General features: G+C 41.9%; 23 protein-coding genes and 1 tRNA gene. 15 read left to right on the top strand and 9 right to left on the bottom strand.

Going from position 1 to position 24,856, the window contains the following annotated elements; all coding sequences use genetic code 11:
* Nucleotide 1: 1 nt before the first annotated feature.
* From IAR63_RS03420 to argF, 3 genes are all read right to left on the bottom strand, one after another.
* On the bottom strand, nt 2–1,495 hold the full coding sequence (locus tag IAR63_RS03420; RefSeq protein ID WP_187706596.1) for a DNA phosphorothioation system restriction enzyme: 1,494 nt from the start codon (nt 1,493–1,495) through the stop codon (nt 2–4).
* A gap of 40 nt (nt 1,496–1,535) precedes the next feature.
* A complete protein-coding gene (lexA, locus tag IAR63_RS03415) occupies nt 1,536–2,168 on the bottom strand; it encodes a transcriptional repressor LexA (RefSeq protein WP_040007947.1) in 633 nt (210 codons plus the stop codon).
* Nucleotides 2,169–2,410: 242 nt separating this feature from the next.
* Nucleotides 2,411–3,331: an ornithine carbamoyltransferase gene (argF, locus tag IAR63_RS03410; RefSeq protein WP_187707342.1), complete on the bottom strand. Its 921-nt coding sequence runs from the start codon at nt 3,329–3,331 to the stop codon at nt 2,411–2,413.
* A 252-nt stretch (nt 3,332–3,583) separates the two neighbouring features.
* Here argF and IAR63_RS03405 point away from each other — a divergent pair.
* A tRNA-Thr gene (locus IAR63_RS03405) sits at nt 3,584–3,655 on the top strand.
* A gap of 174 nt (nt 3,656–3,829) precedes the next feature.
* On the opposite strand, the gene IAR63_RS03400 is transcribed toward IAR63_RS03405, so the two are convergent.
* On the bottom strand, nt 3,830–5,470 hold the full coding sequence (locus IAR63_RS03400; RefSeq protein ID WP_187706595.1) for a Ppx/GppA phosphatase family protein: 1,641 nt from the start codon (nt 5,468–5,470) through the stop codon (nt 3,830–3,832).
* A 121-nt stretch (nt 5,471–5,591) separates the two neighbouring features.
* Between IAR63_RS03400 and IAR63_RS03395 the strand changes: the two genes are divergently transcribed.
* The 7 genes from IAR63_RS03395 to proB all read left to right on the top strand — a co-directional run bounded on the left by IAR63_RS03395 (nt 5,592) and on the right by proB (nt 11,318).
* Nucleotides 5,592–6,473 carry a 4-hydroxybenzoate solanesyltransferase gene (locus IAR63_RS03395; protein WP_187706594.1) on the top strand — a complete coding sequence of 294 codons (882 nt, stop codon included), beginning with the start codon at nt 5,592–5,594 and terminating at the stop codon, nt 6,471–6,473.
* 113 nt (nt 6,474–6,586) lie between these two features.
* The gene (locus IAR63_RS03390; RefSeq protein WP_061545054.1) at nt 6,587–6,793 is read left to right on the top strand and encodes a hypothetical protein; all 207 of its coding nucleotides are present in this window, start codon (nt 6,587–6,589) and stop codon (nt 6,791–6,793) included.
* A 168-nt stretch (nt 6,794–6,961) separates the two neighbouring features.
* Nucleotides 6,962–8,155 carry a GNAT family N-acetyltransferase gene (locus IAR63_RS03385; RefSeq protein WP_187706593.1) on the top strand — a complete coding sequence of 398 codons (1,194 nt, stop codon included), beginning with the start codon at nt 6,962–6,964 and terminating at the stop codon, nt 8,153–8,155.
* A 4-nt stretch (nt 8,156–8,159) separates the two neighbouring features.
* The gene (gene ruvX, locus IAR63_RS03380) at nt 8,160–8,636 is read left to right on the top strand and encodes a Holliday junction resolvase RuvX (protein WP_187706592.1); all 477 of its coding nucleotides are present in this window, start codon (nt 8,160–8,162) and stop codon (nt 8,634–8,636) included.
* 146 nt (nt 8,637–8,782) lie between these two features.
* A complete protein-coding gene (locus tag IAR63_RS03375; RefSeq protein WP_187706591.1) occupies nt 8,783–9,358 on the top strand; it encodes a DUF3727 domain-containing protein in 576 nt (191 codons plus the stop codon).
* Nucleotides 9,359–9,476: 118 nt separating this feature from the next.
* Nucleotides 9,477–10,016, top strand: a complete 540-nt coding sequence (locus IAR63_RS03370) for a YqeG family HAD IIIA-type phosphatase (protein ID WP_187706590.1) — start codon at nt 9,477–9,479, stop codon at nt 10,014–10,016.
* A gap of 192 nt (nt 10,017–10,208) precedes the next feature.
* Nucleotides 10,209–11,318, top strand: a complete 1,110-nt coding sequence (proB, locus tag IAR63_RS03365) for a glutamate 5-kinase (RefSeq protein ID WP_187706589.1) — start codon at nt 10,209–10,211, stop codon at nt 11,316–11,318.
* 6 nt (nt 11,319–11,324) lie between these two features.
* On the opposite strand, the gene IAR63_RS03360 is transcribed toward proB, so the two are convergent.
* The 4 genes from IAR63_RS03360 to topA form a co-directional block, all read right to left on the bottom strand.
* Nucleotides 11,325–12,164 (bottom strand): ADP-ribosylglycohydrolase family protein, encoded by an 840-nt coding sequence (locus IAR63_RS03360; protein WP_187706588.1) that lies wholly within the window; start codon nt 12,162–12,164, stop codon nt 11,325–11,327.
* Between the two features lie 7 nt (nt 12,165–12,171).
* Nucleotides 12,172–12,645 (bottom strand): type II 3-dehydroquinate dehydratase, encoded by a 474-nt coding sequence (gene aroQ, locus IAR63_RS03355; protein WP_187706587.1) that lies wholly within the window; start codon nt 12,643–12,645, stop codon nt 12,172–12,174.
* Complete coding sequence (locus tag IAR63_RS03350; protein WP_006275827.1) at nt 12,645–12,782, bottom strand: hypothetical protein; 138 nt, start codon at nt 12,780–12,782, stop codon at nt 12,645–12,647. The genes aroQ and IAR63_RS03350 overlap by 1 nt, the downstream gene beginning before the upstream one ends.
* A 111-nt stretch (nt 12,783–12,893) precedes the next feature.
* Nucleotides 12,894–15,521 (bottom strand): type I DNA topoisomerase, encoded by a 2,628-nt coding sequence (gene topA, locus IAR63_RS03345; RefSeq protein ID WP_187706586.1) that lies wholly within the window; start codon nt 15,519–15,521, stop codon nt 12,894–12,896.
* A 416-nt stretch (nt 15,522–15,937) separates the two neighbouring features.
* Here topA and IAR63_RS03340 point away from each other — a divergent pair, with 416 nt between their 5' ends.
* The 7 genes from IAR63_RS03340 to IAR63_RS03310 all read left to right on the top strand — a co-directional run bounded on the left by IAR63_RS03340 (nt 15,938) and on the right by IAR63_RS03310 (nt 23,294).
* A complete protein-coding gene (locus IAR63_RS03340; RefSeq protein WP_187706585.1) occupies nt 15,938–17,500 on the top strand; it encodes an NAD(P)H-quinone oxidoreductase subunit N in 1,563 nt (520 codons plus the stop codon).
* A gap of 75 nt (nt 17,501–17,575) precedes the next feature.
* Complete coding sequence (locus IAR63_RS03335; protein ID WP_187707341.1) at nt 17,576–18,430, top strand: LysM peptidoglycan-binding domain-containing M23 family metallopeptidase; 855 nt, start codon at nt 17,576–17,578, stop codon at nt 18,428–18,430.
* 205 nt (nt 18,431–18,635) lie between these two features.
* The gene (locus IAR63_RS03330; protein ID WP_071241881.1) at nt 18,636–20,003 is read left to right on the top strand and encodes an NAD-dependent succinate-semialdehyde dehydrogenase; all 1,368 of its coding nucleotides are present in this window, start codon (nt 18,636–18,638) and stop codon (nt 20,001–20,003) included.
* 36 nt (nt 20,004–20,039) lie between these two features.
* Nucleotides 20,040–21,683 carry an acetolactate synthase large subunit gene (locus tag IAR63_RS03325; protein WP_040007987.1) on the top strand — a complete coding sequence of 548 codons (1,644 nt, stop codon included), beginning with the start codon at nt 20,040–20,042 and terminating at the stop codon, nt 21,681–21,683.
* A gap of 36 nt (nt 21,684–21,719) precedes the next feature.
* Nucleotides 21,720–22,073 carry a Rieske (2Fe-2S) protein gene (locus IAR63_RS03320; protein ID WP_187706584.1) on the top strand — a complete coding sequence of 118 codons (354 nt, stop codon included), beginning with the start codon at nt 21,720–21,722 and terminating at the stop codon, nt 22,071–22,073.
* Nucleotides 22,074–22,172: 99 nt separating this feature from the next.
* Nucleotides 22,173–22,520 carry a hypothetical protein gene (locus IAR63_RS03315; protein ID WP_006275834.1) on the top strand — a complete coding sequence of 116 codons (348 nt, stop codon included), beginning with the start codon at nt 22,173–22,175 and terminating at the stop codon, nt 22,518–22,520.
* 30 nt (nt 22,521–22,550) lie between these two features.
* The gene (locus IAR63_RS03310; protein WP_096546793.1) at nt 22,551–23,294 is read left to right on the top strand and encodes a 16S rRNA (uracil(1498)-N(3))-methyltransferase; all 744 of its coding nucleotides are present in this window, start codon (nt 22,551–22,553) and stop codon (nt 23,292–23,294) included.
* On the opposite strand, the gene IAR63_RS03305 is transcribed toward IAR63_RS03310, so the two are convergent.
* Nucleotides 23,291–24,814 carry an ammonium transporter gene (locus tag IAR63_RS03305; RefSeq protein WP_223007702.1) on the bottom strand — a complete coding sequence of 508 codons (1,524 nt, stop codon included), beginning with the start codon at nt 24,812–24,814 and terminating at the stop codon, nt 23,291–23,293. The two genes, IAR63_RS03310 and IAR63_RS03305, sit on opposite strands and share 4 nt — an antisense overlap.
* Between the last annotated feature and the right edge of the window lie 42 nt (nt 24,815–24,856).

The following is a 24,856-nucleotide window of genomic DNA, read 5'->3' as shown; positions in this document are numbered from 1 at the left end:
TCTAAATGTCCAGCAAACTATAGCGCTTTTGCAGGTTAAATAGCTTCATTCTAGCTTCACCTGCGTTATCCGCTAAATTAGAAAATTCTACAAACCTTTTCAATTCTTTTCTCAGCAAGTTCCTTTCCACTTCCATTGCTTCTCGATCTAAGTCTGGAGGTGACACTATCATATCAAAAATTGTCGCCCTTTCTTTACCGGGATGGGGACGTAACACCCTACCCCGACGCTGAATAAATTGACGGGGATTGCTAGAACTGGATAAAATCACTGCGGTTCTAATTGCTGGTATATCTACACCCTCATCTAAACAACGAATAGCTACTAAACCCTGCAAGTCCCCACTTTCAAATTGTTTTCTTAACACTTCTCGCTCTGGTAATGATGTTCGCGCAGTGTAGGTGCTGATTTTATACCCTAGTTCCACTCCTAAAATTTTGGTTACCTCTTCCAGTTGGTAAGAATGGTTCCCCCCCTCTTGGGAACCATCACTACAATAAAATAATGTATGGCTCGTGTTTAGACGATTTAACATTAAATGTTTTAATGCCACTAGTTTATTTTCCGCGCTGCTAATTAATCTAGCTCGTTTTATCAGTAGAGATTTAATACCCTCCATATCCTCAAAACTAACGGTCTCCTTTATCTCCCGATTTTGTAAACAACGCCCTATTTTTTTTGTTAATCTTAAATAATTCATACTCTCCAACTCCGTTAATTCAACGAAAACTGGATAGTATAAATAATGCACCAATGCTCCCTGGTCAATGGCATCTTTTAAGCTAAACTCCGGTTGTAAAACTGGTCCAAAATATTCCAATAAGGACTCCGTACCTTCCTCATCAAAATATCTTTCTGGTGTAGCTGATAGAGCTAGTCTTAATCCCACATTACGAGGTAAACTTTCTTCTAACCTGGGCGCACCCAAATTATGTGCTTCATCCCCAATGATTAAGGTTTTCGGCGGAAAATATTTCAGTTGTGATTGGAAACCTTCCCCAATTAAGGTCAAGTTAGTGGTAATAACAGTCAGAAACTTTTGATAACCAGAACCCAAGTTATATAACTCTACGGACATTTGACTATGCCAATTCCGTATATTTTCGTAAGCTAAAATGGGCTTTAAGTTGAATTTCTCACACTCTCTACCCCACTGGGTAACCAAGTGACGATGGGGACAGACCACTAACAAGACTTGTAAGCCTATCTGTTTATATAATTCATAGGCGATCGCCAGTGCGGTAATTGTTTTTCCACTACCGGTAGCCATTTTCAATGTTCCCCGACCATTATTAGCAAACCAGCTAGTAATAGCCTGTTTTTGGTATCCTCGTAATTCGACGTGTAAAGGTATTCTAGGACAACCGGGTAAGGATGAATTGACATGGTAGTCACCCCTATTTTCCCTGACAAAGGGTAATTTAAGGGAAAAGGTATATGGTGCTGATACCGGTAGTTTAGAACTGGAAGCAATGGAAGACGCTATAAAATACATTTTTTATTCAAATCAATTAGGATTAGACCTGTAGCAGCTCCTAAGCATTTTGGCTAAAGCCATAATTGTAGTTTCGCCAGACACCGACTAAAGAACCTTGTATTTCCACATGAATAGCGGGGACTTGAATAGGTTGATAGTTGGAATTAGCTGGTTTAAGAGTGACCATATCTCCCTCAAGATAAAACCGTTTTAAGGTTGTACCATATCCCTCCACCCTAGCAGCAACAATAGTGCCATTTTTCATCAGATTGGGTTCGGCCACAGGACGCAGGAATACCACATCACCATCAGCAATTAAATCCTCAATCATACTATCACCAGCTACGCGCAAAGCATAACTTTGAGGAGGAATAGGTAGATTAGCTAAATCTAAGTATTCACACTCTACCGCATCAGCAAAAGGTTCAATTAAGCCCCCTGCTGCAATGGTTCCTAAAATGGGCACGCCGTACTTACTAGAATGCAATATTCTAATGGTTCGCGCTTTACCCTCATCCCAGCCAATGTATCCCTTGTTCCGCAAGTGTTCTAACCTGCTTTGAACCGGTGCTGGAGACTTCAAATTTACTCCCTGCATCATTTGACGAATAGATGGTGAATGTTGATTAACCCGAATATATTCTACCAGCCATTCGTATAGTTCGTTTTGGGCTTCCGTCAGTTTTTCCATATTTTTGGGGAAAGCAACAACAAATGTCCTGAGAACATTTGTACTACAAAAGGTCTCCCTTAGCAAGACCCTATTGGGTATTTTTTAGCAAGAAATTAATATTCCGTTGGTAGGATTGAAGATAGATAGATTTATTTGTATCCTGTGCCCTATGATAATTCAAAAAAACTCTGGTGTCAATCAACTTGGGCCCATGGGAATTTGGATTTTATGGTTCTTAGAGCCGAAAGTTGAGCGAAAATTCAGCTGGCACCCAAAATACTAGCCAGTAAAGCTTTTTGAGCATGCAATCTATTTTCAGCCTGGTCCCAAACTTTTGATTGGGAACCTTCTATTACCTCATCGGTAATTTCTTCCCCACGGTGGGCGGGTAGACAGTGTAAAACTATGGCTTGGGGGTCTGCTAGACTGAGTAAATCCTGGGAAATTTGATAGGGTTGGAAGATTGGTAGACGATTATCAGCTTCTGACTCCTGACCCATACTTGCCCAAACATCAGTGTAAAGGATGTGGGCATTTTTAGCTCCTATGACTGGATCATGGGTAAGCATTACTTCAGTTTTATCACCAGCAATAGCCCGGGCTTTTTCTACAATATCTTGATTGGGGGCGTATCCTTGTGGGAAAGCTATCCTTACATTCATGCCAGCTAAGGCACAACCCAACATTAGGGAATTAGCTACGTTATTACCATCCCCTACATAGGTAAGGGTTAATCCTGTTAAATCACTGAATACTTCTCGAATAGTCAACAAATCTGCTAGAATTTGACACGGGTGTTCTAGATCTGTTAGGGCATTAATCACTGGTATTTTGGCGTAGTGAGCAAAGGTGACTAATTCTTGTTGGGCAAAGGTTCTAATTGCTAAGACATCTAAATAACGGTCTAAGACCCTAGCGGTATCTTGCACAGGTTCACCCCGACTCACCTGAGTGACATTTGGATGCAGGTCAATCACCTGGCCTCCTAATTGGTACATAGCTACTGTAAAACTTACTCTGGTGCGAGTGGAGGCCTTGGAGAATAACAAACCCAAAACCTTGTTGGAATGTAGTGTTAGTTTTTGCGATTTCAGTAATGTTGCCATGGACAGGAGTTCTAGTAGTTCTGTAGAACTTAGGTCTCCTAAACCTAGTAAGTCTCTTCCAGTCAATGCTACCATGCTGATGATTTGTATTATTAATGTGTTTTTTAAGTCTTTCAGATATTTCAACATTACTAGGGTTTCAAGTTGAAACTCTACTAACTATTGTTACCTGAAATTACAGGATTTTGTATGCCACATTTATACTATAGCACTGGGGGAAAAATTTTTGGGACTTTTTTGCCAGATTTTTAGAAAAAACCACTGGACAAATTTTGGTTCTGTGCTATGATTGGATATCAGTGGGCATTAATTACATCCTAGCCCTTTGCCAGCATAGCACAGCGGTAGTGCATCCGACTTGTAATCGGAAGGTCGTCAGTTCAATCCTGACTGCTGGCTTCAATCAGGTTGAATCAGAAGTACAAAAAGAATTGTAGTTTTTTTCGTCAAACCCTATGCCATTATTTACTACTATAAAACCTTTTGTGATTCTATGGTCAAAAAACAAAATCCCAAGTTCCCTTACTCTAGCATTAAGATATGACCATAGCCACCTGGTAACCGGATGCTTGCTTACCTATTAAATCGAGCTAAATGGGTCACTAGCTTAACCCCAAATTCTTGCTCAAACACTTGCTTTTTCAAGTCTAAACTCCACATTTCTAGATCACAATCATCATCATACCTACTGGGAGAAACAACCATCTCTAATTGCCTAATGGTAGGTAAGTATTCACACTTAATCCCACCAACCGCTCCAATTTGTCTCCTGTCTAAAGCCACAGCTACCCGTAAAATGGCACTTAGTTGAGATACCATTTGCCGATGTCCTTTATGGGTTAGATTTTGAAAGTTTTCATGCTTTTTCTTGGGTGGTGATTTGCGATGATAACGGGCTAAGTTGGCAATTATTTCTATTTCTGTCTCATTATAACCTAATAACTCCCCATTCCTAATTAAATAATAGGAATGTTTATGATGTGCTGAATGGCTAATATGGTGACCACAATTATGTAAAACTGCCCCAGCCCATAATAGTTCTCTGGCATCTTCACCCCAATTGTGTAACTTGCCTTGGGTTTGACTAAACAAAGTCAAAGCGAATTCCGCTACCCGTTGACTACACTCTAAGTTAATGTGGTACTTTTGAGCGAGCTTTAAAACATTTCTCTCCCGAATAGAACTTTGATATTGTAGTCGGTCGGCAATAAATCCATGAGTCAGCATCCAGTCAACTATTACACCTTCTCTCAGGGAACTTTCACAAACTGTTATGGTTTCTAATCCCAACAATGTCATCGCTTCCTGTAATATTACTGCTCCAGCTAGTATTACTTCTGACCTTCTATCGGGCATTCCTGAAATTGCTGATCGCTCTACATTGGTCATTCTTTTTAAACGGGTTACCCAGGTTTGTAAATCGTGGAGATTGAAACAATAACCGTTAAGGGTAGAAGGTACAATTCCCATTTTCTCCTTAGCATGAATGGTCCCTATGGTTTCAATCGTCCCGGAAGTTCCCACCAGCTTAGGAATTTCACCCGGTTGCAGTTTAGAAAGTATATCTTCTACAGACCGCTCTAACATTCCTTTAGCATAAGCCTGTAAGTATTGAAATTCTGTATTACCAATAGGATCGGTTGTAATTAATTCCCCAGTTAGTCGCACCGCGCCAATTTTGGTACTAGTTAAACTCCGGGGTTCCTGAGAATCACCTAAAATTAATTCCGTAGAACCTCCTCCAATATCAATGATAATATGTGGTTGTTGGTTAAACTCCATCCCCGACAACACACCCAAGTAAATCCGTCGCGCTTCCTCCTGTCCAGAAATTAAGTCTACATCTAAACCTAACTCAATCTCTATTTGATGTAAAAAACTTCTACCGTTGGGTGCCTCTCTAACCGCACTGGTAGCTACAGCAATAATACTATCAGCTTCAAAACTCTTCGCCAGTTCTTGAAAACGACCTAAACAGGCGATCGCCTTTTTCATCACTTCCGGTTTTAAATCACCAGTTTCCAAATTGCGATCGCCCAATCTGACAGTTTCCTTTTCCTTAGCAATCACTGTAAAAGTTGGTAAGGTTGGATCAATACGTACTACGACTATATGCAAGGAATTAGTGCCAATATCAATAGAGGCAATAATTGGGTTTGGCTTTACCGGTGGAACTGGTACAACATTCCATTTAGCAGGAACTATATTCACCATTATGAGTGTCTCTTAATTCTCTCTTAATTTACATGGACAAAAAAGCTAGTTTTCCAGATCTGCCAAGTCTTCCAAAAAGGATATTCTATAGATGTAGACTCGAAGTGCAAATCTAGTAAACATGCAAACCACACCAGAAAGCAATCAAAAACCATTATGGTTTGTCATTATGCGACTATTACGGTGGCATAAACCAGAGGGTAGGCTAATTTTGATGATTCCCGCTTTATGGGCCCTGTTTTTGGCAGCTGATGGCAAACCACCCACAATCCTAGTAGTAGTAATTATATTAGGTAGTTTGGCTACCAGTGCTGCTGGTTGTGTAATCAATGATTTATGGGATCGAGACATTGATACCCAGGTTAACAGAACACGGGATCGTCCTTTGGCTTCCCGGGCTCTTTCGGTGAAAGTTGGTGTAGTGGTGGGAATTGTTGCCCTAGTTTGTGCAGCTATTCTCGCCCTCTATCTTAATCCCTTGAGCTTCTGGTTATCCGTGAGTGCTGTACCAGTAATATTACTATATCCCGGCGCTAAACGAGTATTTCCCATACCCCAACTAATTCTTTCTCTGGCCTGGGGTTTCGCCGTTTTGATTAGTTGGAGTGCAGTCACAGGCAATATTTCTCTACCTACCTGGTTTTTGTGGGGGGCCACGGTTCTTTGGACTTTGGGATTTGATACCATCTATGCCATGAGCGATCGCCTGGATGATCAGCGCATTGGCGTTAAATCTAGCGCCCTATTTTTTGGTGATCAGACTCCTAACGCTGTGGGTATTTTTTTCCTTGGTACTATTATACTGTTAATGGCGGAGGCTATTTCTTTAAAATTAAATATATTTTTTTGGATCAGCTTATTCATTGCTAGTGTTGGTTGGTTTTGGCAGGTGCTACGATTAAGGGATCCCAACCTACCCCACCGGGAATATGGAAAAATGTTTAGTCAAAATGTGAGCATAGGTTTCTTGGTCCTACTAGGGATGATTCTGGGATCCACCTAGATAACCTCAAATGTTAAGGTTGATTGCAAATCAATAAGCTAAGTAAAACCATGTGATAGGTTTTGATCATGTATTAAAATCTAGCGGTATTGCCCAAGGAGAAAAAAGTGGTCATGGAATCAAAAGTATTAACAAGAACTGCTGTGGAAAATGAAAGCCAGGATATTAGTGAATACGTAGCCCATTTACAGCTACACATGACCCTACAAGCTCGCAATTTGGTTCCCACCCTAAAACACATTCAGCAAGATAGCCGCCAGCAATTACTTCATCAAACCCAAGCCTGCTTTGAAAAAATGGCCTCTCGTCAAGCATTTTAACCAACCATTTTCAGGAGAAAATTGCCCAACCCCGGTTTGGCATAAAAAACGAACATAAGAAAAATTCAACAAAAAAAGTGCTATAATTGGCAAACGTTCGGCAATTTTTTTCATATTGGTAGCGTGAAACCAGCTTCTTAGATCTGGATATAATCCTTTTAAATCGAAATGAACTCACTACTTCCTCCAAATCTGGAACTGATAATTCGTCCCTTACAATATAGGGATCTGGACGCTCTTGAACGTCTGAAACAAGATTGTCCTATAGAGGTCCCTCCTAAGTATGGTCTTTTTGCCATGCAGTGGCTAGGTCGCTGGTTTGGAGTGCTGAAATTTTTAACCTGCTTCCCCAACCCGTGGCAACATCGTTTCCGTCAATTTGTAGCGGAGCGGGGTCGTAAGTTGCTAGGCACAATTCAGGTTTCCCCTTTCAATCGCACCCGCAGCACTTGGCGTGTTGACCAGGTCATGTTAGATCCCTGCGCTGATAAATTGGGCATAGGTTCCCAACTACTACGGCACTGCTTTGAATCAATTTTAGAAGCTCGCACGTGGATATTAGAAGTCAACATTAACGATGTGAATGCTTTGGCACTCTATCGTCAAAATGGATTTCAGCGTTTAGCGGAAACCACCTATTGGGAAATTAAACCAGATCTATTACAAGAATTAGCACAGGCTGAGCCGGATTTACCTAATCTCCTACCGGTTAGTAATGCGGATGCGCCCCTATTGTACCAGTTAGATACGGCATCCATGCCGCCTTTGGTAAGACAGGTATTTGATCGCCACACGCATGATTTTAAAACTAGTTTATTCGATATAATTGGTAATGCTATTAAACAATGGGTAGAGGAGACAGAGGTAGTGAGTGCCTATGTATTTGAACCTCAGCGTAAGGCGGCAATCGGTTACTTTGAATTGCAATTAGACAGACAAGGAACTAGTCCTCATGTAGCTACCTTAACAGTTCATCCAGCTTACACCTGGTTATATCCAGAATTGTTATCTCAATTGGCTCGTATTACTCAAGATTTTCCCCAACAGAATCTAAAATTAGCGTCATCCGATTATCAACCCGAAAGGGAACAATACCTGGAGAATATTGGTGCCCAGCGGATTGAACACACCCTAATTATGTCTCGCTCCGTGTGGCATAAAATCCGGGAGTCCAAATTGGTCTCCTTAGAAGGTATTCAGTGGACGGAGGTGCTTCAGGGACTACAACCCGCACGTAAACCCATTCCCGGTGGTATGTCCTGGATTCCTAAATCGACACCTGTTCCTGAAGTAACCATGGGTAAATCAGAAATGGTCGCTCTTACAATTGAGCCATCAGAACCACCACAGGAGAATAATTAGAGTAGTGGTTGAATCCCAGTCAAGATCTTTTGTATCCGCTCTGGGTTTAGATGTGGGTAGCAAGCGTATCGGTGTTGCTGGTTGCGATGGTACCGGACTAATTGCCACGGGTATAACTACAATACAACGCAAGTCCTTTGTAGAAGATCTACAGGAAATACGGGGACTGGTAGAAAAGCGACGAGTGCAAATTTTAGTTGTTGGTATACCCTACTCCGGGGATGGTTCTATGGGAGAGCAAGCCCGTCGAATACAGAAGTTTGCTAATAGACTAGCTAAAGCTCTAGGGTTACCCCTGGAGCATGTGGATGAGCGATTAACCTCTTTTCAAGCTGAGCAAATGCTCCTAGCGGAAAATCGCTCACCATCCTATAATAAAGGTTTAGTGGACCGCAAAGCAGCATCCATAATTTTACAGCAGTGGTTAGACGATAGAAGGTTAAGAACTCCGCAAAATCTACCAAACCAAAGTGAACTATAACCTCTGGGTGATTTTTTCTTGTTCTAGTACCTTTAAAGGTGATATCCTCAAGACTATTACTCAATACTGTATTCGGCTTTTTGGCTTGTCATATAGTTGAATGATTCTGGTGCATTTGAGTATTGATAAATTTAGATTGTGTAACTATGTATTCCTCTGACTTTTCCGAAGAAAATGACCGTGCTGATGTTGATTTGATTACTTTAACAGATGAAAAAGGGCGATCGCTCGAGTGTTATATAGAGAATTCCTTTGAGATAGAAGGTCAAGAGTATATTTTGCTTTTACCGGTGGACTCCCCCATACAAATTTTTGCCTGGGAGGGTCATGGAGACGAAGAAGAAGCAACTTTAGTAGAAGATGATCAAACAATTGATCGGATTTTCAGCACTGCCCAGGCTGTACTATCTGAGCAGAATTTAACTTTAAAAAACACTGCCTACGCTTTGACCGTAACTGGTGAGCTACCACCAGTGGAAGAATCTGAGATCTTGACCCTAGAAGTTGAGGGTGAGGAAGAACAAGAGACAGAACCAGAGCAATTACAACTGCTGACCAATTTCTATTACGAAGACCAAGAGTACGAAATCTACACACCTATTGATCCACTCCTATTTTTTGCCAGAAAAACTCAGAGTGGTAAACCCCAGCTGCTTTCTCCAGAGGAGTTCAATCAGGTTCAGCCCCTTTTAGAAGAATACTTGTTTGATACAGTCGAATAGTCCAACTGGGGAAAATTAAAATCAGCCCATTTGAGGCTTCCCCAGTTAGGCTTTAGCACACATAAGGAACAACCTAAGCTCGAACTATATTTTCCTAGTCCACTCATTTGAGCAAGCTATGATTTGGAGTGAAATCTTACAACCAGATTTGATCTTACACGGTCCGATTTTAAATCTGACACCGGATATCATTCAACAATATGGACTCAAAGGACTCATTTTAGATGTTGATGATACTCTAGTACCCATAACTGCCAACTCCGTCTCCCCAGAATTAGAACAGTGGGTTATGGAAATCAGACAATATGCAGCATTATGGTTGGTTAGTAATAATTTGAGTCAACCCCGCATTAGCTCTATTGCTAAGTCTTTAAATTTACCCTACTACCTAGGGGCGGCTAAACCTTCACGACGGAAAATTAGAGCAGCACTACAAGAAATGAACTTGTCTGTTAATCAGGTTGCTATGGTAGGCGATCGCCTGTTTACTGATGTAGTTGCTGGTAACCGCTTGGGAATGTTTACTATCCTGGTAGAACCTATGGTTCATGAGGGTACTGTTTTGCGTGGTTATTCTATTCGCAATCTAGAAGTTTGGATCTCGGAGATTCTGGGAGCTTCTATCAGACCTAAACACACAAAAGTTCACAAAAATTGATAAAGCGAAACAAAACTAAATCTAAAGAAATAATTAAGGAATTTTAGATTAGGAAAAAAATCGGAGAATATAATTATTAATAACATGGGGCAAAAAATAAAGCCCTAGATAATCATAAGTAAATATAAAACCGTGCAACGTCTTCCTTCACCATAGAGGGAAAGGCGTTGTGCAAACTTTTGCTGATTACAGATGACGGAGACAATAGTAGTTAAAATAGGCACTTCTAGCCTCACTCAAGCGGAAACTGGCAAATTAGCCCTTTCCACCATTGCTACCCTCACAGAAACCCTCTGTCGTTTAAGACAGCAAGGACACAAGGTGATTTTAGTTTCTTCTGGTGCTGTGGGTGTGGGTTGTGCCCGACTGGGACTAACAGAAAGACCTAAAGTCATGGCCCTAAAACAAGCTGTAGCTGCTGTAGGACAGGGTCGCCTCATGGGTATTTATGATGACCTATTTACCACTCTGGAACAACCTATAGCCCAAGTATTATTAACCAGGGCAGATTTAGTAGAGCGTAGCCGATATTTAAATGCCTATAATACATTTCAGGAGTTATTAAGACTAGGAGTAATTCCCATAGTCAATGAAAATGATACAGTAGCAGTAGAGGAATTAAAATTTGGCGATAACGACACTCTTTCAGCTTTAGTTGCCAGTTTAGTAGAAGCAAACTGGCTATTTTTGCTGACAGATGTTGACCGGTTATATTCAGCTGATCCAAGAAAGGTAAGCAATGCTCAACCGATTAGCCTAATTAGTAACACCAGAGAACTGGAGGATCTGAAGATTCAAGCAGGGGCACAGGGTTCACCATGGGGGACAGGGGGGATGATGACAAAAATATCTGCTGCTCGGATTGCTATGGTGGGGGGGGTGCGCACGGTAATTACCCAAGGACGTTTTCCCCATGACATAGAAAAAATCATTGGGGGAGAGCAAATAGGAACTCACTTTGCACCCCAACCAGAACCCACTTCCGCTAGAAAAAGGTGGATAGCTTATGGTTTAGTTCCAGTAGGAAAGTTATATTTGGATGAGGGAGCAGTTATAGCTATTTCTCGCGGTGGAAAATCTTTATTACCAGCAGGAATTAAAATGGTAGAGGGGGAATTTGACACTCAAGACGCGGTGCAATTATGTGATCTTCAAGGTAATGAGATTGCCAGGGGATTAGTTAACTATAACAGTCAAGAGTTGGAAAAAATTCGCGGTTCTCATTCCCGGGATATTGAAGATATTTTAGGTTATGGGGGTATAGAAACTGTTGTTCATAGGGATAACCTGGTTTTGATTTGACAAGAATTACCTTGGTCGAATTAGATGTGGTGCGGCAAATATGGAATGAGGAGCAAGTTTTATATTGACGTTATATGCACCTGACCACAATCTTACCAAGTTGTCTGTTAGTTCTTCTATTTGAGAAAGATTGCCCATTCCCAGTTTTAGTGACAATAAAATTTTCCAGTTCACTGGAATTCCCTCCACACTGTTGTATGCTCCCGACATTACCCCTGTGAGCACACTACAATAGCAGTTGAAAATTTGAGCTTGTTTATTACTCCGCAAAAGGCTTAATTTGAAATCTTCCACACTACTCAAAAAGCAATAAAGGGAAAGGGCCATATTATGGCTGATATTTTCCTTTAAGTTAAACTCCGCGCCCATTCGGGCCATCCCTGCTTGCTGCTTTAACAAGTTATTTAATTTTAATAAGCTTTCCGGAAGAGAGGAGGTTGTCTTTCCTAAAAAATCAATTGTTTCGGGAATCAGGGTAACAGTATGTAGTCTTTCTGTGAGACATTTGATTAGGACATATCCCCAAGCTAAAGCGTTATCTCTTTCTTCTGGGTCTGCATTGCCAAGTTTGAGGAATTGCTGTAAATTTTCCTTGAATTTGTCTGGATCTTCATGGTAAAAAATTGCCAGCGGTAGAGCAGCTATGACCATTATTCCTGCTGTGCTTGTGGTGTTTCGGTAATTCTCCCACCATTCCTCTATCTCTAATCTACCCCACTTAATCAAACTCTGACTACCTAAAACCGCAATTTCCCCCAAACTCACCGATTCCTGAGTAGTTAAAGTTTCACCTAGCAGCATGCCATAAAAAATACCCCTAACTCGATTCCTTAGAGAATAACGCATGATATGATTAAGTCTCATTCTTTCTGAGGTAATGCACCAGTGCTTGTAAACCTAGTATATAACTCTGAACGCCAAACCCACTAATTTGACCAATCACCACTGGAGCTATGTAGGAATTATGACGAAAATCCTCTCGTCTATAAATATTGCTTAAATGAACCTCCACTGCAGGTAAGTTAACACCTGCGATCGCATCTCTAATAGCCACACTAGTATGGGTGTAGGCACCCGCATTAATTACTATGCCTTGGTGCTGTTTTGTGGCAGCATGGATATTATCTATTAGCACTCCTTCGTGATTAGACTGGAAGGGAGTAACCTTCACACCCAATCTTACAGCTTCTGCTGCGAGGAGGGAGTTTATCTCTTCTAGGCTCTGAGAACCGTAAACACCCGGTTCTCGCTGTCCTAGGAGATTAAGATTGGGTCCATGCAGCACTAAAACACTGGCATAAAAGTTAGAGCCATGTATTCCGGTCATTAACGACCTCGTGGGCGTTCGTGCACTGGAATAGGGATGAGTTCCCCCTCGGGTTCCACTTCCGGACCTAGTAGTGCTTCTACCAACTTCCGGGCTAATTCTTTAAGCTTTTCCAGTACCTTTTCTATATAGTCCATTTAACTGAACACTCCTGAGATACTTCCCCATCCCCATTTGTGATTTATGACAACAATCGGGAAATGGAAACCTTCCTCAACATACTATGTTTTTACCTTAGTTGTCAAGATCTAGCCCTTCTTTTGGCTCCTACTGGTGGATTTTGTGGTGGTTGACTTGGTTTTGGCAGTAGTTTTACTCCTGGACTTACTAGAGGTTTTAGCTTTTAACAATTCTAGAGCTTGGCTGAGAGTAACACTTTCTACTGTTTGACCCTCCGGTAGACCGACGTTGGTTTTACCATGATTAATATAATAACCATATTCACCGTTATAAATATTTATAGGTGCGTCATCTTCCGGATGTAAACCTAATTCCCGTAGAGCAGTCTTGGATTTACTATTTCTGGAACTTCTGGCTTTTTTGGGTTCTGCTAATAATTCCAATGCGCGTTCCATAGAAATTGTCAATACATCATCACCTACCTTTAGTGAGCGGTAATCTTTACCATCTTTCCCCTGATCATGAACTATATAAGGTCCAAACTTGCCTAAACTAGCTTGAATTTTTGCTCCCGTTTCTGGATGCTCTCCTAAGTATCGAGGCAATGACAATAAACCCACAGCCATATCCAAAGTGAGGTTTTCTTGGGTAACACCTTTAGGAAGGGAAGCTTGTTTTGGCTTGGGGTTGTCGTCGGTTTTATCTCCTAGTTGGATATAAGGTCCATAGGCGCCAATTTTCAAGTAAATGGGTTCACCCGTATCTGGGTGGGTTCCCAACTGATCTGGTCCCACGGTTTTTTGTCGCAGTAGCATATCCACCTGCTCAGGGTCTAAATCCGCTGGTGTAATGTCTTTAGGAATAGACGCTGTTACTATCCCTCCTTCATTTTCTACCTCAATAAATGGACCAAACTTGCCAATGCGAACCTTGGCGTTAAGGTTTTCTAATTCTACGGTTTTGGCTTTGCTAGGGTCAATTTGATCTTCTTGTTCTTGCACTAGGGCCTGTAAACCTTTCTCCCCTAAATAGAATTTCCGCAGATAGGGTAGCCATTCAGCTTCACCAGTGGCAATTTCATCCAGAGTTTGCTCCATTTTCGAGGTAAAACTGGGATCCACAATCTCCGGGAAATGTTGTTCTAATAAACTGGTAACAGCAAAGGCAGTAAAAGTAGGAATTAGCGCATTACTTACCAGTTGAGCATAACCTTTATCAACAATGGTGCCAATAATACTGGCGTATGTGCTGGGACGACCAATCCCTTCACTTTCTAGAGTTTTCACCAAAGTTGCTTCTGTATATCTAGCTGGAGGTTGGGTTTCATGTCCCACTGCTTCTAATTCTGTACATTGGGGATGATCACCTACTTTTAAAGGAGGTAATATCACTTCTTGATCTTCCAGTGCAGCTTCCGGGTCGTCCGATCCTTCTACATAAGCACGAAGATAGCCAGGAAAATCTATACGTTTACCAGAAGAGCGGAATCCAGCCTCTTCTACTTTTAAGTGAACTGCAATCTGGGTTTGGCGAGAGTCAGCCATTTGGGAAGCAATAGTACGCTTCCAAATTAAATCGTAAACTGCAAATTCCCGCCCACTTAAACCAGTTTCTTGGGGAGTGCGAAATGTACTACCAGCAGGGCGAATTGCCTCATGAGCTTCTTGGGCACCCTTAGACTTGGTGGTATATTGTCTAGGCTGAGGACTGAGATATTCCTTGCCATACTTTTGGGTTACACAAGCTCTAGCTGCGGCGATCGCCTGTTCTGACAGGTGTACAGAATCTGTCCGCATGTAGGTAATATATCCTTGCTCATAGAGATTTTGGGCGATTCGCATGGTATCCCTAGCGGATAAACGTAGTTTTCGGTTAGACTCCTGCTGCAAAGTGGAGGTAGTAAATGGTGGAGCGGGTTTTCGGATCACGGGACGTTCTTCTATATCCGTCACAGTCCAAGTTTTGCCTTCCAAACGTTCCTGGAGTGCTAAAGCCTGCTCCTCATTTAGTAAGACCACATTACGTCCTGCAGCGATTTGTCCTGTAGCAGGATCAAAATCACTACCCGTGGCTACTTTTGTTCCTTCTAAGGTGATTAACACCGAGGTAAAAGGGCTTTTTGCTTGTAACAGACTAGCTTTTAAATCCCAATAGGTACCTTCACGAAAAGCTCGACGTTGACGTTCCTTATTTACTAGTAGGCGCACTGCTACAGATTGAACTCTACCCGCAGAAAGTCCCCAGGAAATTTTCTTCCACAGCAGAGGAGAGAGAGTATATCCCACCAGACGGTCTAAGATACGTCGGGTTTCCTGAGCGCGGACTAATTGATCATCAATAGTTCTGCAGTTCGCTAAAGCCTTTTTGATTGCTTCCTGGGTAATTTCGTGGAACACCATGCGCTTGGTAGGCACTTTAGGTTTAAGTAACTGATATAAATGCCAGCTTATACTTTCACCTTCCCTGTCTTCGTCAGTTGCTAAAATCAACTCATTGGCAGTTTTTAAAGCTTCTTTTAGTTGACTGACAATTTTCTTCTTATCTTTAAGAACAACATATACTGGTTCAAAATCTGCTTCTATATTTACCCCAAACCGAGCCCATTTTTCCCCCTTAACAGTAGCAGGGATTTCACTAGCAGACTGGGGTAAGTCACGGACATGACCCATAGAAGCTTCTACCTGGTAGTCTTTTGGCAGGTAGTTGCGAATGGTACGGGCTTTGGTTGGAGATTCAACAATGACAAGGGTTGACATGGAAATTTCAAAAAAAAGAATAGCTTTGAAGCTAAACAGTCAAGTTGAGATAATTTTGGCAGAATCTCAAGGTTAAATATCACGTTTGGGCAGTGATTTTATTTTGCCACAAACTATAGGAAACGGGTAAAGATCCCATAAATCCCATAAATATGAGTATAAACGGCAAAGGTAATCTGGGATGCCATCTATATTCATCTTTAACTTATGGATGGTGTGCTTGGCGAATAAAGTTGGGAAATTCCCACTCCAGTTTGATTTTGCCTTCTACCCGGGTTCATGATCCTTGTCCATAATTCTATAATTTCCAGTTACCGGAGCTAAAAACATAGAGATTAATGCAAATTCGGTCATGAACTATATATAGAATTGAAGTAGTTGGCCTTAATCTCTAATCACCAAAACCTATACATATCATGGATTTTGCTAATATTGCATCCCAGTTAAACGCGGGAACTATTTTACCAGAGGGGATTGTGATCATCACCCTCTTGGGGGTTTTGATCGTGGATTTGATTTTGGGGCGCGCTTCCTATCGCTGGATTGGATACCTAGGTGTTGCTGGGTTACTGGGAGCCATTCTTTCCCTGTGGTTACAATGGGACTCCCCCCATCCTATCGGTTTTACCGGTGGATTTAACGCTGATGACCTCAGTATTATCTTTCGCGGAATCATTGCCCTGTCTGCTGCTGTCACCATCCTCATGTCAATCAGCTATGTGGAGCAAAGTGGTACAGCTTTGTCAGAATTCATCGCTATTCTATTGACAGCTACTATGGGAGGTATGTTCCTCTCTGGTGCTAGTGAATTAGTAATGATTTTCATCTCCTTGGAAACTTTGAGTATCTCTTCGTATTTGCTAACAGGTTATACTAAGCGTGACCCACGCTCTAATGAAGCTGCTCTCAAATATCTCCTTATTGGCGCCTCTACTACAGCTGTATTTTTGTATGGCATGTCCCTTCTATATGGATTATCAGGAGGCGAAACTGAATTAAATGCGATCGCTAGTGGTATTGCCACAGCTCATGGAGGTCAGTCCCTAGGTTTAGTAATTGCTCTAGTGTTCATCATTGCTGGCGTTGGGTTTAAAATATCTGCTGCACCCTTCCACCAATGGACACCAGATGTTTATGAGGGTGCCCCAACTCCGGTTATAGCTTTTTTATCCGTTGGTTCTAAAGCAGCAGGTTTGGCTTTGTCCATCCGTTTATTAACGGTAGTGTTCCCCTTAGTAGCCCAAGAGTGGAGATTTGTGTTTACTGCTTTGGCCGTGCTGAGTATGATCTTGGGTAACGTTGTGGCCCTGGCTCAAACCAGCATGAAACGAATGTTAGCCTACTCCTCCATTGCCCAAGCTGGTTTTGTGATGATTGGCTTAATTGCTGGTACGGATGCAGGTTACTCCAGTATGTTATTTTACTTACTGGTATATCTGTTTATGAATCTGTGCGGATTTACCTGTATTATTCTTTTCTCTTTGAGAACAGGTACAGATCAGATTACGGAATACTCTGGTTTATATCAAAAAGACCCCTTACTCACCCTGGGTTTAAGTGTTTCCCTATTATCTTTGGGTGGAATTCCACCCTTGGCTGGGTTTTTCGGGAAGATTTACCTATTTTGGGCAGGTTGGCAAGCGGGTCTATATTGGTTAGTGTTGTTAGGATTAGTCACCAGTGTGATTTCCATTTATTACTACATTCGGGTAGTGAAAATGATGGTGGTGAAAGAACCTCAAGAAATGTCTGATGTGGTTAAGAATTATCCGACCGTGCGGTGGGATCTACCAGGATTTAGACCTTTACAAGTGGGATTGATAGTCACCCTCATTGCTACAACTATCTCTGGTATTTTGTCTAATCCGTTATTTACCTTGGTCAACAGTTCTGTTGCTCACACACCAATTTTACAAGCTGGAAAATTGGCTAGTAGTCAAACCAGTTTAGTTGTGGGTCAAAAGTCCCAACAACTATAACCTTTATGGGTAATGGATAGTCCCATTACCCAGTTCTCTATTACAATGGTGTGGTCAGCAATTTTTGGACTTGACATGAATTTTCGCTGTCCTTCAATTTTTCTTTTTGGCTTGACCACTAGTTTGGCATTAATACCCTCAAACCTAAACCTGCCCAGTGTCAGTGCTGTAGAAAATTGTTCAACTCCTGCTTTGTCTCGCATCAAAAAACATCAAGTTAGACCAGGTGAAAACTTAGTTACTATAGCGGAAAGATATAAGCTAATGCCAGCTACTATCTTGCAGATGAATCCGTTAGTCAGTAATGGTCAGGTTATACCGGGAACCCAATTACAAATTCCCCCTTTTGATGGGATGGTGGTGCAGGTAGGAAATGGTCAGAGTTGGCAACAAATAGCTAAAAAGTATAGGGTTCGTCCAGATACACTATTTGAACTGAATGGTTGTCAACAAAATCCTACGGTGGTATTTGTTCCCTCTTCATCCCAGGTCAAACCCACATCTAGGTCTGCTGCGTCTATCACCACTATGGGATTGCCCATATCTAATTCTACTGGCGTGTCTTTTCCCTATGGTTGGCAAATTCATCCCATCACCAATCAAGTTTTTTTCCACAGTGGGGTTGATTTATTAGCGGAAGTGGGCACTCCTGTCCGCGCTACTGCTACTGGTGTAGTAGTGTTTGCCAAGGAGCAAGGTAGCTATGGTAACTTAGTTATTATTAACCATCAGGGTGGAATGCAAACCCGTTATGCCCAGTTAGAATCTATTAAAGTAAAGTTGGGTGAACAAGTTAAGGTTAATCAAGTGTTGGGAACTGTAGGCGCTACGGGAAAACCCAGTTCCAGAGAACCACATTTACATTTTGAAGTTCGTGCTAGTGAGGATTTAGGATGGACCGCCAAGAACCCCGTAGATTATTTGAAGTGAGAAAAAGCAAATTCCTCTAATATTAAACAAACCACCAGGTTTTATGTATGGTAGTTCCTGATTGTGATCTACCATTTCTCTTTTAAACCCAGACTTAAATTTTTAATTAATGTTTCCTAGTTTTCAATTGCCATATTAGATTATGTGATAGAGTCAAGTCAGACTAAGAAAAAACCTAAGGCAATTTTTTATGGGAGGTCAGGAAGTGGCTATTGCTACCATTAATCCTACCACTGGGGAAACTCTCAAGGTCTTTTTACCTCTGAAAGATGAGGAAATTGAAGCTAAACTGCATTTAGCAAGTCAGACTTTTCAACATTACCGTCATACAAACTTTGTAGAGCGATCGCACTGGTTATTGGAAACTGCCAATATTCTGGAAAGAGAAAAAACCGATCTGGGGAAATTAATCACCTTAGAAATGGGTAAAACTCTAAAATCTGCGATCGCTGAGGTGGAAAAATGTGCTTTAGTCTGTCGCTACTATGCCGAACATGGACCCAACTTCTTGGCCGACGTGAGTATTAGCACCGATGCCAGTCGCAGTCTGGTAAAATATCAACCATTGGGGGTTATTCTAGCCGTAATGCCCTGGAATTTTCCCTTTTGGCAAGTTTTTCGGTTTGCCGCACCTGCGCTGATGGCGGGGAATGTGGGATTACTTAAACACGCATCTAATGTTCCCCAATGCGCCCTATCTATAGAAGAGATTATTAATCGTGCTGGTTTTCCTCAAGGTGTATTTCAAACCTTATTAATTCCAGCCACACAAGTAGCAGATTTAATGGGAGATAATCGCATTAAGGCTGCCACCTTAACGGGAAGTGAACCAGCGGGTGTGTCCTTAGCAGTTGCATCTGGTAAACATATTAAAAAAACTGTTTTAGAATTAGGGGGAAGCGATCCATTCATAGTGTTAGAAAGTGCGGATTTAGAATTAGCTGTTAGTACCGCAGTTACAGCAAGATTGATCAATAATGGTCAGTCATGTATAGCGGCGAAACGGTTAATTGTGGCTGAAGCTATAGCTGATAGATTTGAGGAAATGCTATTGGCAAAATTTGCAACTTTGAAAATTGGAGATCCTTTAGCAGATGACACAGATATTGGACCATTAGCAACTAGCAAAATTTTGGCAGACCTAGATAATCAAGTGCAAATTGCCATAGCCAGTGGAGGCAAAATTCTCACAGGTGGTTATCCCATAAAAGAGGGTCATGGTAACTTTTATCCACCCACTATTATTGTAGATATTCCCCTAGATCATCCCATTGCTCAAGAAGAATTTTTTGGTCCAGTAGCCTTATTATTTCGAGTTCCAGATCTAGACGCAGCCATTAAACTGGCTAATGACACACCATTCGGATTAGGTGCAAGTGCTTGGACAAATAATCTCCAAGAACAGGAGCGGCTAATTACAGAAATCGAAGCAGGAGCTGTATTTATTAATGGCATGGTTAAATCAGACCCCCGATTGCCATTTGGGGGAATTAAACGTTCCGGATATGGTCGAGAATTAAGTACTCAAGGTATGCATGAATTTGTGAATATTAAGACTGTTTGGGTTAAGTAGTTAATGGTTGGTAGTGATATAATTCAAGGAAAATCAATGAATACAGCAGAACTATTAGTAAAGTGTTTAGAAAATGAAGGTGTAGAGTATGTTTTTGGCTTACCTGGTGAAGAAAATCTTCACGTTTTAGAAGCTATCAAAAACTCCTCCATTCAATTTATTACCACCCGCCATGAACAAGGTGCAGCATTCATGGCAGACGTTTATGGAAGATTAACCGGTAAAGCAGGGGTCTGTCTTTCTACCCTAGGACCCGGAGCTACTAATCTCATGACCGGTGTGGCGGACGCTAACCTGGATGGCGCACCATTAGTGGCAATTACCGGACAGGTGGGAACAGATAGAATGCACATTGAGTCTCACCAATATTTAGATTTAGTGGCTATGTTTGCTCCAGTTACTAAGTGGAATAAACAGATAGTTAGACCCAGTATTACACCAGAAATAGTCAGAAAAGCCTTCAAGCGATCGCAAACAGAAAAACCCGGAGCAGTTCACATCGATTTACCGGAAAATATTGCGGCCATGCCAGCAGAAGGTAAACCCCTGCAAAAGGATAATCTAGAGAAAACCTACGCAGCTTTTGCCAGTATTCGCGCAGCAGCAGCAGTGATTTCTCAGGCAATTAACCCTATAATTTTAGTAGGGAATGGGGCAATTCGCGCCCAAGCTAGTGATGCTGTGACCCAATTTGCCACCCAAATGAATATTCCCGTGGTTAATACTTTTATGGGTAAAGGTGTCATCCCCTACACCCATCCTTTAGCCCTATGGTCTGTAGGACTCCAACAAAGAGACTTTATTGCCTGCGGTTTTGATCACGCCGATTTGGTCATAGCCATTGGTTATGATTTAATTGAATTCTCTCCCAAAAAATGGAATATGGAATGCAATATTCCCATTGTTCACATTGCAGCTGATGCAGCGGAAATTGATAGTAGTTATATTCCCCAGGTAGAAGTAATAGGTGATATTTCTGATTCCCTAAATGAGATTTTAAAAATTGCTGACAGACATGGTAAACCGGAACCTTACGCTATTAGTTTAAGGGGCAATATTCGAGCTGATTATGAACAGTATGCTCAGGATGATGGTTTCCCTATTAAACCACAAAAATTAATTTATGATCTACGTCAGGTCATGGGACCAGAGGACATTGTTATTTCTGATGTAGGGGCTCACAAAATGTGGATGGCTAGACATTACCATTGTCATAGTCCCAATACTTGTATTATATCCAATGGTTTTGCGGCCATGGGAATTGCCATCCCCGGCGCTTTAGCGGCTAAGCTGGTATATCCCAACCGCAAAATTGTGGCTGTAACCGGCGATGGCGGTTTTATGATGAATTGTCAAGAGTTGGAAACAGCATTGCGAGTTGGCACACCGTTTGTCACACTAATTTTTAATGATGGTGGCTATGGACTAATCGAATGGAAACAGGAAAATCAATTTGGTAAGGGTAAAGCAGCTTTTGTGCATTTTGGCAATCCCGACTTTGTCAAACTAGCAGAAAGCATGGGATTAAAGGGTTACCGTGTTGATTCAGCCACTGATTTGATTCCCGTCCTGAAAGAGGCCTTAGTGCAAGATGTTCCCAGCGTGATAGATTGTAGGGTGGACTATAGAGAAAATCGTAGGTTCACCCAAAAGGCCAATGATTTACAATGTGATCTTTAACCTTTAAACTGAATCTTAACACTAGGGGAGAAAACAATGGCGTGGCAAAAAATTCTGGCAACAAGTGACCTGCTACCTGGAGGTCGAGAAGTGGTAAGGGTAGGAAAAAGAAATATATTGGTGTTAAACCATGATAACCAGTATTATGCTGTAGAAAACAGCTGTCCCCACCTCAAAGTACCAATGAAATCCGCAAAAATTGAAAATGGTACAATTGTTTGCTCATTTCACCGTAGTGCTTTTGACCTAGCTACTGGGGAAGTCAAAACCTGGTGTCCTTGGCCTCCCGCAGTTGGGAAGTTAATGGGAATGGTCTCCCAACAAAAAAATTTACCCGTGTTTCCCTTGCGTGTGGAAAATGATCATGTTTTGATTGACATACCAGAATAGTGGGTAATGGGGAATCCTTTCAAGCTCGGGTTCCCCCTCTGTTTTTAACTCCATGAATAACCTTGTGAATCTACATTTTACAAAAAACTTGAACCTAATATGGCTCGTTATACCTCTTCCTTTCTCATAGCTGTCAAAGCTGAATATTTACACTCGCTAATAATCCAACTACTGCAGGATTGCGGATTCTCGGTTCAATTTTACTCCCATGACTATATTATGGCTAGTGAGATCCCTGGTAAGGTGGCATTTTCTAAGTTAGTAGCTATAGAAGTGTTAGTTGATAAATCCAAAACGGAAAATGAAACATGGATAAATCTTGTGGTGAAGAGTGAAGAACTGCCATTAAAGTTGGATAATCATTGCCGACAAGTCTTTGACCAGGTTCGTCAAGAAGTTGAACATAACCGTAAATGGCAACTAATTCAAAGTGTAGTAAATTGCTGATTTTAGATCCCAGTTGTTTAATTGTAAACTATGGCCCAACTGCAACGTCTCACCATTCAAGCATCCCAACTACAACAAAACCAAGTTCTCTTAACCCCTCAACAAAAACATTACTTGTTACGAGTATTAAGACTACAAGATGGGGATGAATTTATTTCTATGGATGGCATGGGTAAATGGTGGTTGACCAGATTAACAGCAGATACGGCACAGATTTTACAACCCCTGACACCAAAAACAGAGTTACCCCTATCTATAACCCTCATGCTGGCCTTACCCAAAGGCAATGCTTTTGATGACGTGGTTCGCTACTCCACAGAACTGGGCGTATCCTCTATTTTACCTGTTTTGAGCGATCGCACTTTATTAAATCCCAGTCCTCAAAGACTAGAACGGTGGCGACGTATAGCTGCTGAAGCTGCGGAGCAATCAGAACGCGCTTTTGTTCCCACCATATTGGAACCCGTGGTTTTTAATGCTGCTCTAAGTGAATATATTAACTATCAATGTTATATATGCCAGGCCAGGGGTAGCTATCCCCATTTAATCAATATAATTAATCTTCCGCTTAAAAGTATTAAAGAAATTGTAGTTGCCATAGGTCCAGAGGGTGGATGGACAGAAACAGAAATTGCCACTGCCATCCTAGCCAAGTTTCAGCCAGTATCCCTAGGCGATCGCATTTTGCGTGCAGCAACTGCCCCCATAGTTGCTTTATCTTTGATTGCTGCTGCTTGTGAACGCGTCAGTCTCCACCCCCAGGTCCTTGACTAGCGATTGCCAAAACCAATCAAATCAGGAGAGGATGCTTCCTTCACAAATCCGGGATAGGCTTCCATACCGTGTTCACCCACATCCAGACCTTCCAGTTCCTCTGATTCTTTAACTCGAATACCCATAGTATACTTGAGGGCGAGGAAGAAAATGCCAGATATGAGAATTGTAAACAAACCCACTGCCAACACACCTACAAATTGAGTCCAAAGTTGTCCAATACCACCACCAAAGAATAGCCCTGTGGGACCACCCTGATAGTAAACGTTCCCCTCAGCAAATAATCCCACTGCTAAGGTACCCCACACACCACAACCCAGGTGTACGGAAATTGCTCCCACTGGGTCATCAATTTTTAGCTTGTCAAAAAAGGGCACCGCTCTCACCACAAGAATACCAGCAATAGCACCCACAATAGCTGATGAGGGAACACTAATATAGGCACAAGAAGCAGTAACTCCCACCAATCCAGCTAGAATGCCATTAATAATCATAGATAAGTCAGGCTTACCTAGAAATGCCCAAGCTGCAATGGTTGCTGCTATACCACCAAAGGCACCAGCTGTATTGGTAGTTAGGGCGATGTGGGCAATAGCGGTTCCATCTGATACACTCATAGTAGAGCCAGGGTTGAAACCAAACCAACCTAGCCATAGTATCAAACAACCAAGGGTAGCAATACTCATATTATGACCTGGCATGGCGTTAGCAGAACCATCCTCATTGTAGCGACCAATTCTGGGCCCTAACAAGAAGGCTCCCACTAGAGCGGCCCAACCTCCAACGGAGTGAACCACAGCACAGCCAGCAAAGTCCCAGAAACCCAGTTTGTATAGCCATCCTCCGCCCCAGATCCAGTGACCTGTGATGGGATAGGCCAAGCCAACCAAGAGTATACTGAAGATGAGAAAGCTGAGAAATTTGATTCTTTCTGCTACTGCTCCGGATACGATTGTGGCCGCTGTACCTGCAAACACTAGTTGGAAGAAGAACTTGGCCCCTAAAGGAACACCAGTCCAGTTGAGGGAACTGAAAATTCCCTTATATGCATCCCCCATGGCTGGGCTATTATCAGCTCCCTGTAAAAATAAACCACCAAAACCTATGAAGGGGTTACCATCACTGAACATCAGGCCAAATCCAATGGCCCAGAAAGCTACTGTAGAAAGGGCAAATACAATTAGGTTTTTTGCCAGTACATTAACGGCGTTTTTCTGACGACATAACCCCGTTTCTAACATACCAAAACCAGCATTCATAAAAAATACTAGCATCCCGGCAAACATCACCCACATGGTGTCAATGCCAACTTTGAGATCAGCGGACTGTTTAGCAATGTCTTCCAGTTTAGGTGGGTCAGCTGCAACAGCTGCATAGCCCCAGCCAATTACAATTAGCATAGCCACAGTTATACAAGCACGCCCAATAGGAGCCAGGTTTCCTGCTGATAGCCATGGAAAACTCAGTCGAAGGGCAGAACCCCGCTTACGCCGGAGGCGTTTTGATCTTATTCTTGTCATGCTCATCAGTGTAAGTGAGTAATTTAGCTAATGTTTTTCTAA

This window comes from Cylindrospermopsis curvispora GIHE-G1, assembly GCF_014489415.1.
In the GTDB taxonomy this organism is placed as follows: Bacteria; Cyanobacteriota; Cyanobacteriia; order Cyanobacteriales; family Nostocaceae; genus Raphidiopsis; species Raphidiopsis curvispora_A.
The sequence above is the reverse complement of the archived record's forward strand: the minus strand, read 5'-3'. Positions and strand labels throughout refer to the sequence as shown.

What these genes read in the sequence shown, in the direction of transcription:
- IAR63_RS03420 (WP_187706596.1), bottom strand. Translation starts at nt 1,495, where the DNA reads ATGTATTTTATAGCGTCTTCCATTGCTTCCAGTTCTAAACTACCGGTA.
- lexA (WP_040007947.1), bottom strand. Translation starts at nt 2,168, where the DNA reads ATGGAAAAACTGACGGAAGCCCAAAACGAACTATACGAATGGCTGGTA.
- argF (WP_187707342.1), bottom strand. Translation starts at nt 3,331, where the DNA reads ATGGTAGCATTGACTGGAAGAGACTTACTAGGTTTAGGAGACCTAAGT.
- IAR63_RS03400 (WP_187706595.1), bottom strand. Translation starts at nt 5,470, where the DNA reads ATGGTGAATATAGTTCCTGCTAAATGGAATGTTGTACCAGTTCCACCG.
- IAR63_RS03395 (WP_187706594.1), top strand. Translation starts at nt 5,592, where the DNA reads ATGCAAACCACACCAGAAAGCAATCAAAAACCATTATGGTTTGTCATT.
- IAR63_RS03390 (WP_061545054.1), top strand. Translation starts at nt 6,587, where the DNA reads ATGGAATCAAAAGTATTAACAAGAACTGCTGTGGAAAATGAAAGCCAG.
- IAR63_RS03385 (WP_187706593.1), top strand. Translation starts at nt 6,962, where the DNA reads ATGAACTCACTACTTCCTCCAAATCTGGAACTGATAATTCGTCCCTTA.
- IAR63_RS03375 (WP_187706591.1), top strand. Translation starts at nt 8,783, where the DNA reads ATGTATTCCTCTGACTTTTCCGAAGAAAATGACCGTGCTGATGTTGAT.
- IAR63_RS03370 (WP_187706590.1), top strand. Translation starts at nt 9,477, where the DNA reads ATGATTTGGAGTGAAATCTTACAACCAGATTTGATCTTACACGGTCCG.
- proB (WP_187706589.1), top strand. Translation starts at nt 10,209, where the DNA reads ATGACGGAGACAATAGTAGTTAAAATAGGCACTTCTAGCCTCACTCAA.
- IAR63_RS03360 (WP_187706588.1), bottom strand. Translation starts at nt 12,164, where the DNA reads ATGCGTTATTCTCTAAGGAATCGAGTTAGGGGTATTTTTTATGGCATG.
- aroQ (WP_187706587.1), bottom strand. Translation starts at nt 12,645, where the DNA reads ATGACCGGAATACATGGCTCTAACTTTTATGCCAGTGTTTTAGTGCTG.
- IAR63_RS03350 (WP_006275827.1), bottom strand. Translation starts at nt 12,782, where the DNA reads ATGGACTATATAGAAAAGGTACTGGAAAAGCTTAAAGAATTAGCCCGG.
- topA (WP_187706586.1), bottom strand. Translation starts at nt 15,521, where the DNA reads ATGTCAACCCTTGTCATTGTTGAATCTCCAACCAAAGCCCGTACCATT.
- IAR63_RS03340 (WP_187706585.1), top strand. Translation starts at nt 15,938, where the DNA reads ATGGATTTTGCTAATATTGCATCCCAGTTAAACGCGGGAACTATTTTA.
- IAR63_RS03335 (WP_187707341.1), top strand. Translation starts at nt 17,576, where the DNA reads ATGAATTTTCGCTGTCCTTCAATTTTTCTTTTTGGCTTGACCACTAGT.
- IAR63_RS03325 (WP_040007987.1), top strand. Translation starts at nt 20,040, where the DNA reads ATGAATACAGCAGAACTATTAGTAAAGTGTTTAGAAAATGAAGGTGTA.
- IAR63_RS03320 (WP_187706584.1), top strand. Translation starts at nt 21,720, where the DNA reads ATGGCGTGGCAAAAAATTCTGGCAACAAGTGACCTGCTACCTGGAGGT.
- IAR63_RS03315 (WP_006275834.1), top strand. Translation starts at nt 22,173, where the DNA reads ATGGCTCGTTATACCTCTTCCTTTCTCATAGCTGTCAAAGCTGAATAT.
- IAR63_RS03310 (WP_096546793.1), top strand. Translation starts at nt 22,551, where the DNA reads ATGGCCCAACTGCAACGTCTCACCATTCAAGCATCCCAACTACAACAA.
- IAR63_RS03305 (WP_223007702.1), bottom strand. Translation starts at nt 24,814, where the DNA reads ATGACAAGAATAAGATCAAAACGCCTCCGGCGTAAGCGGGGTTCTGCC.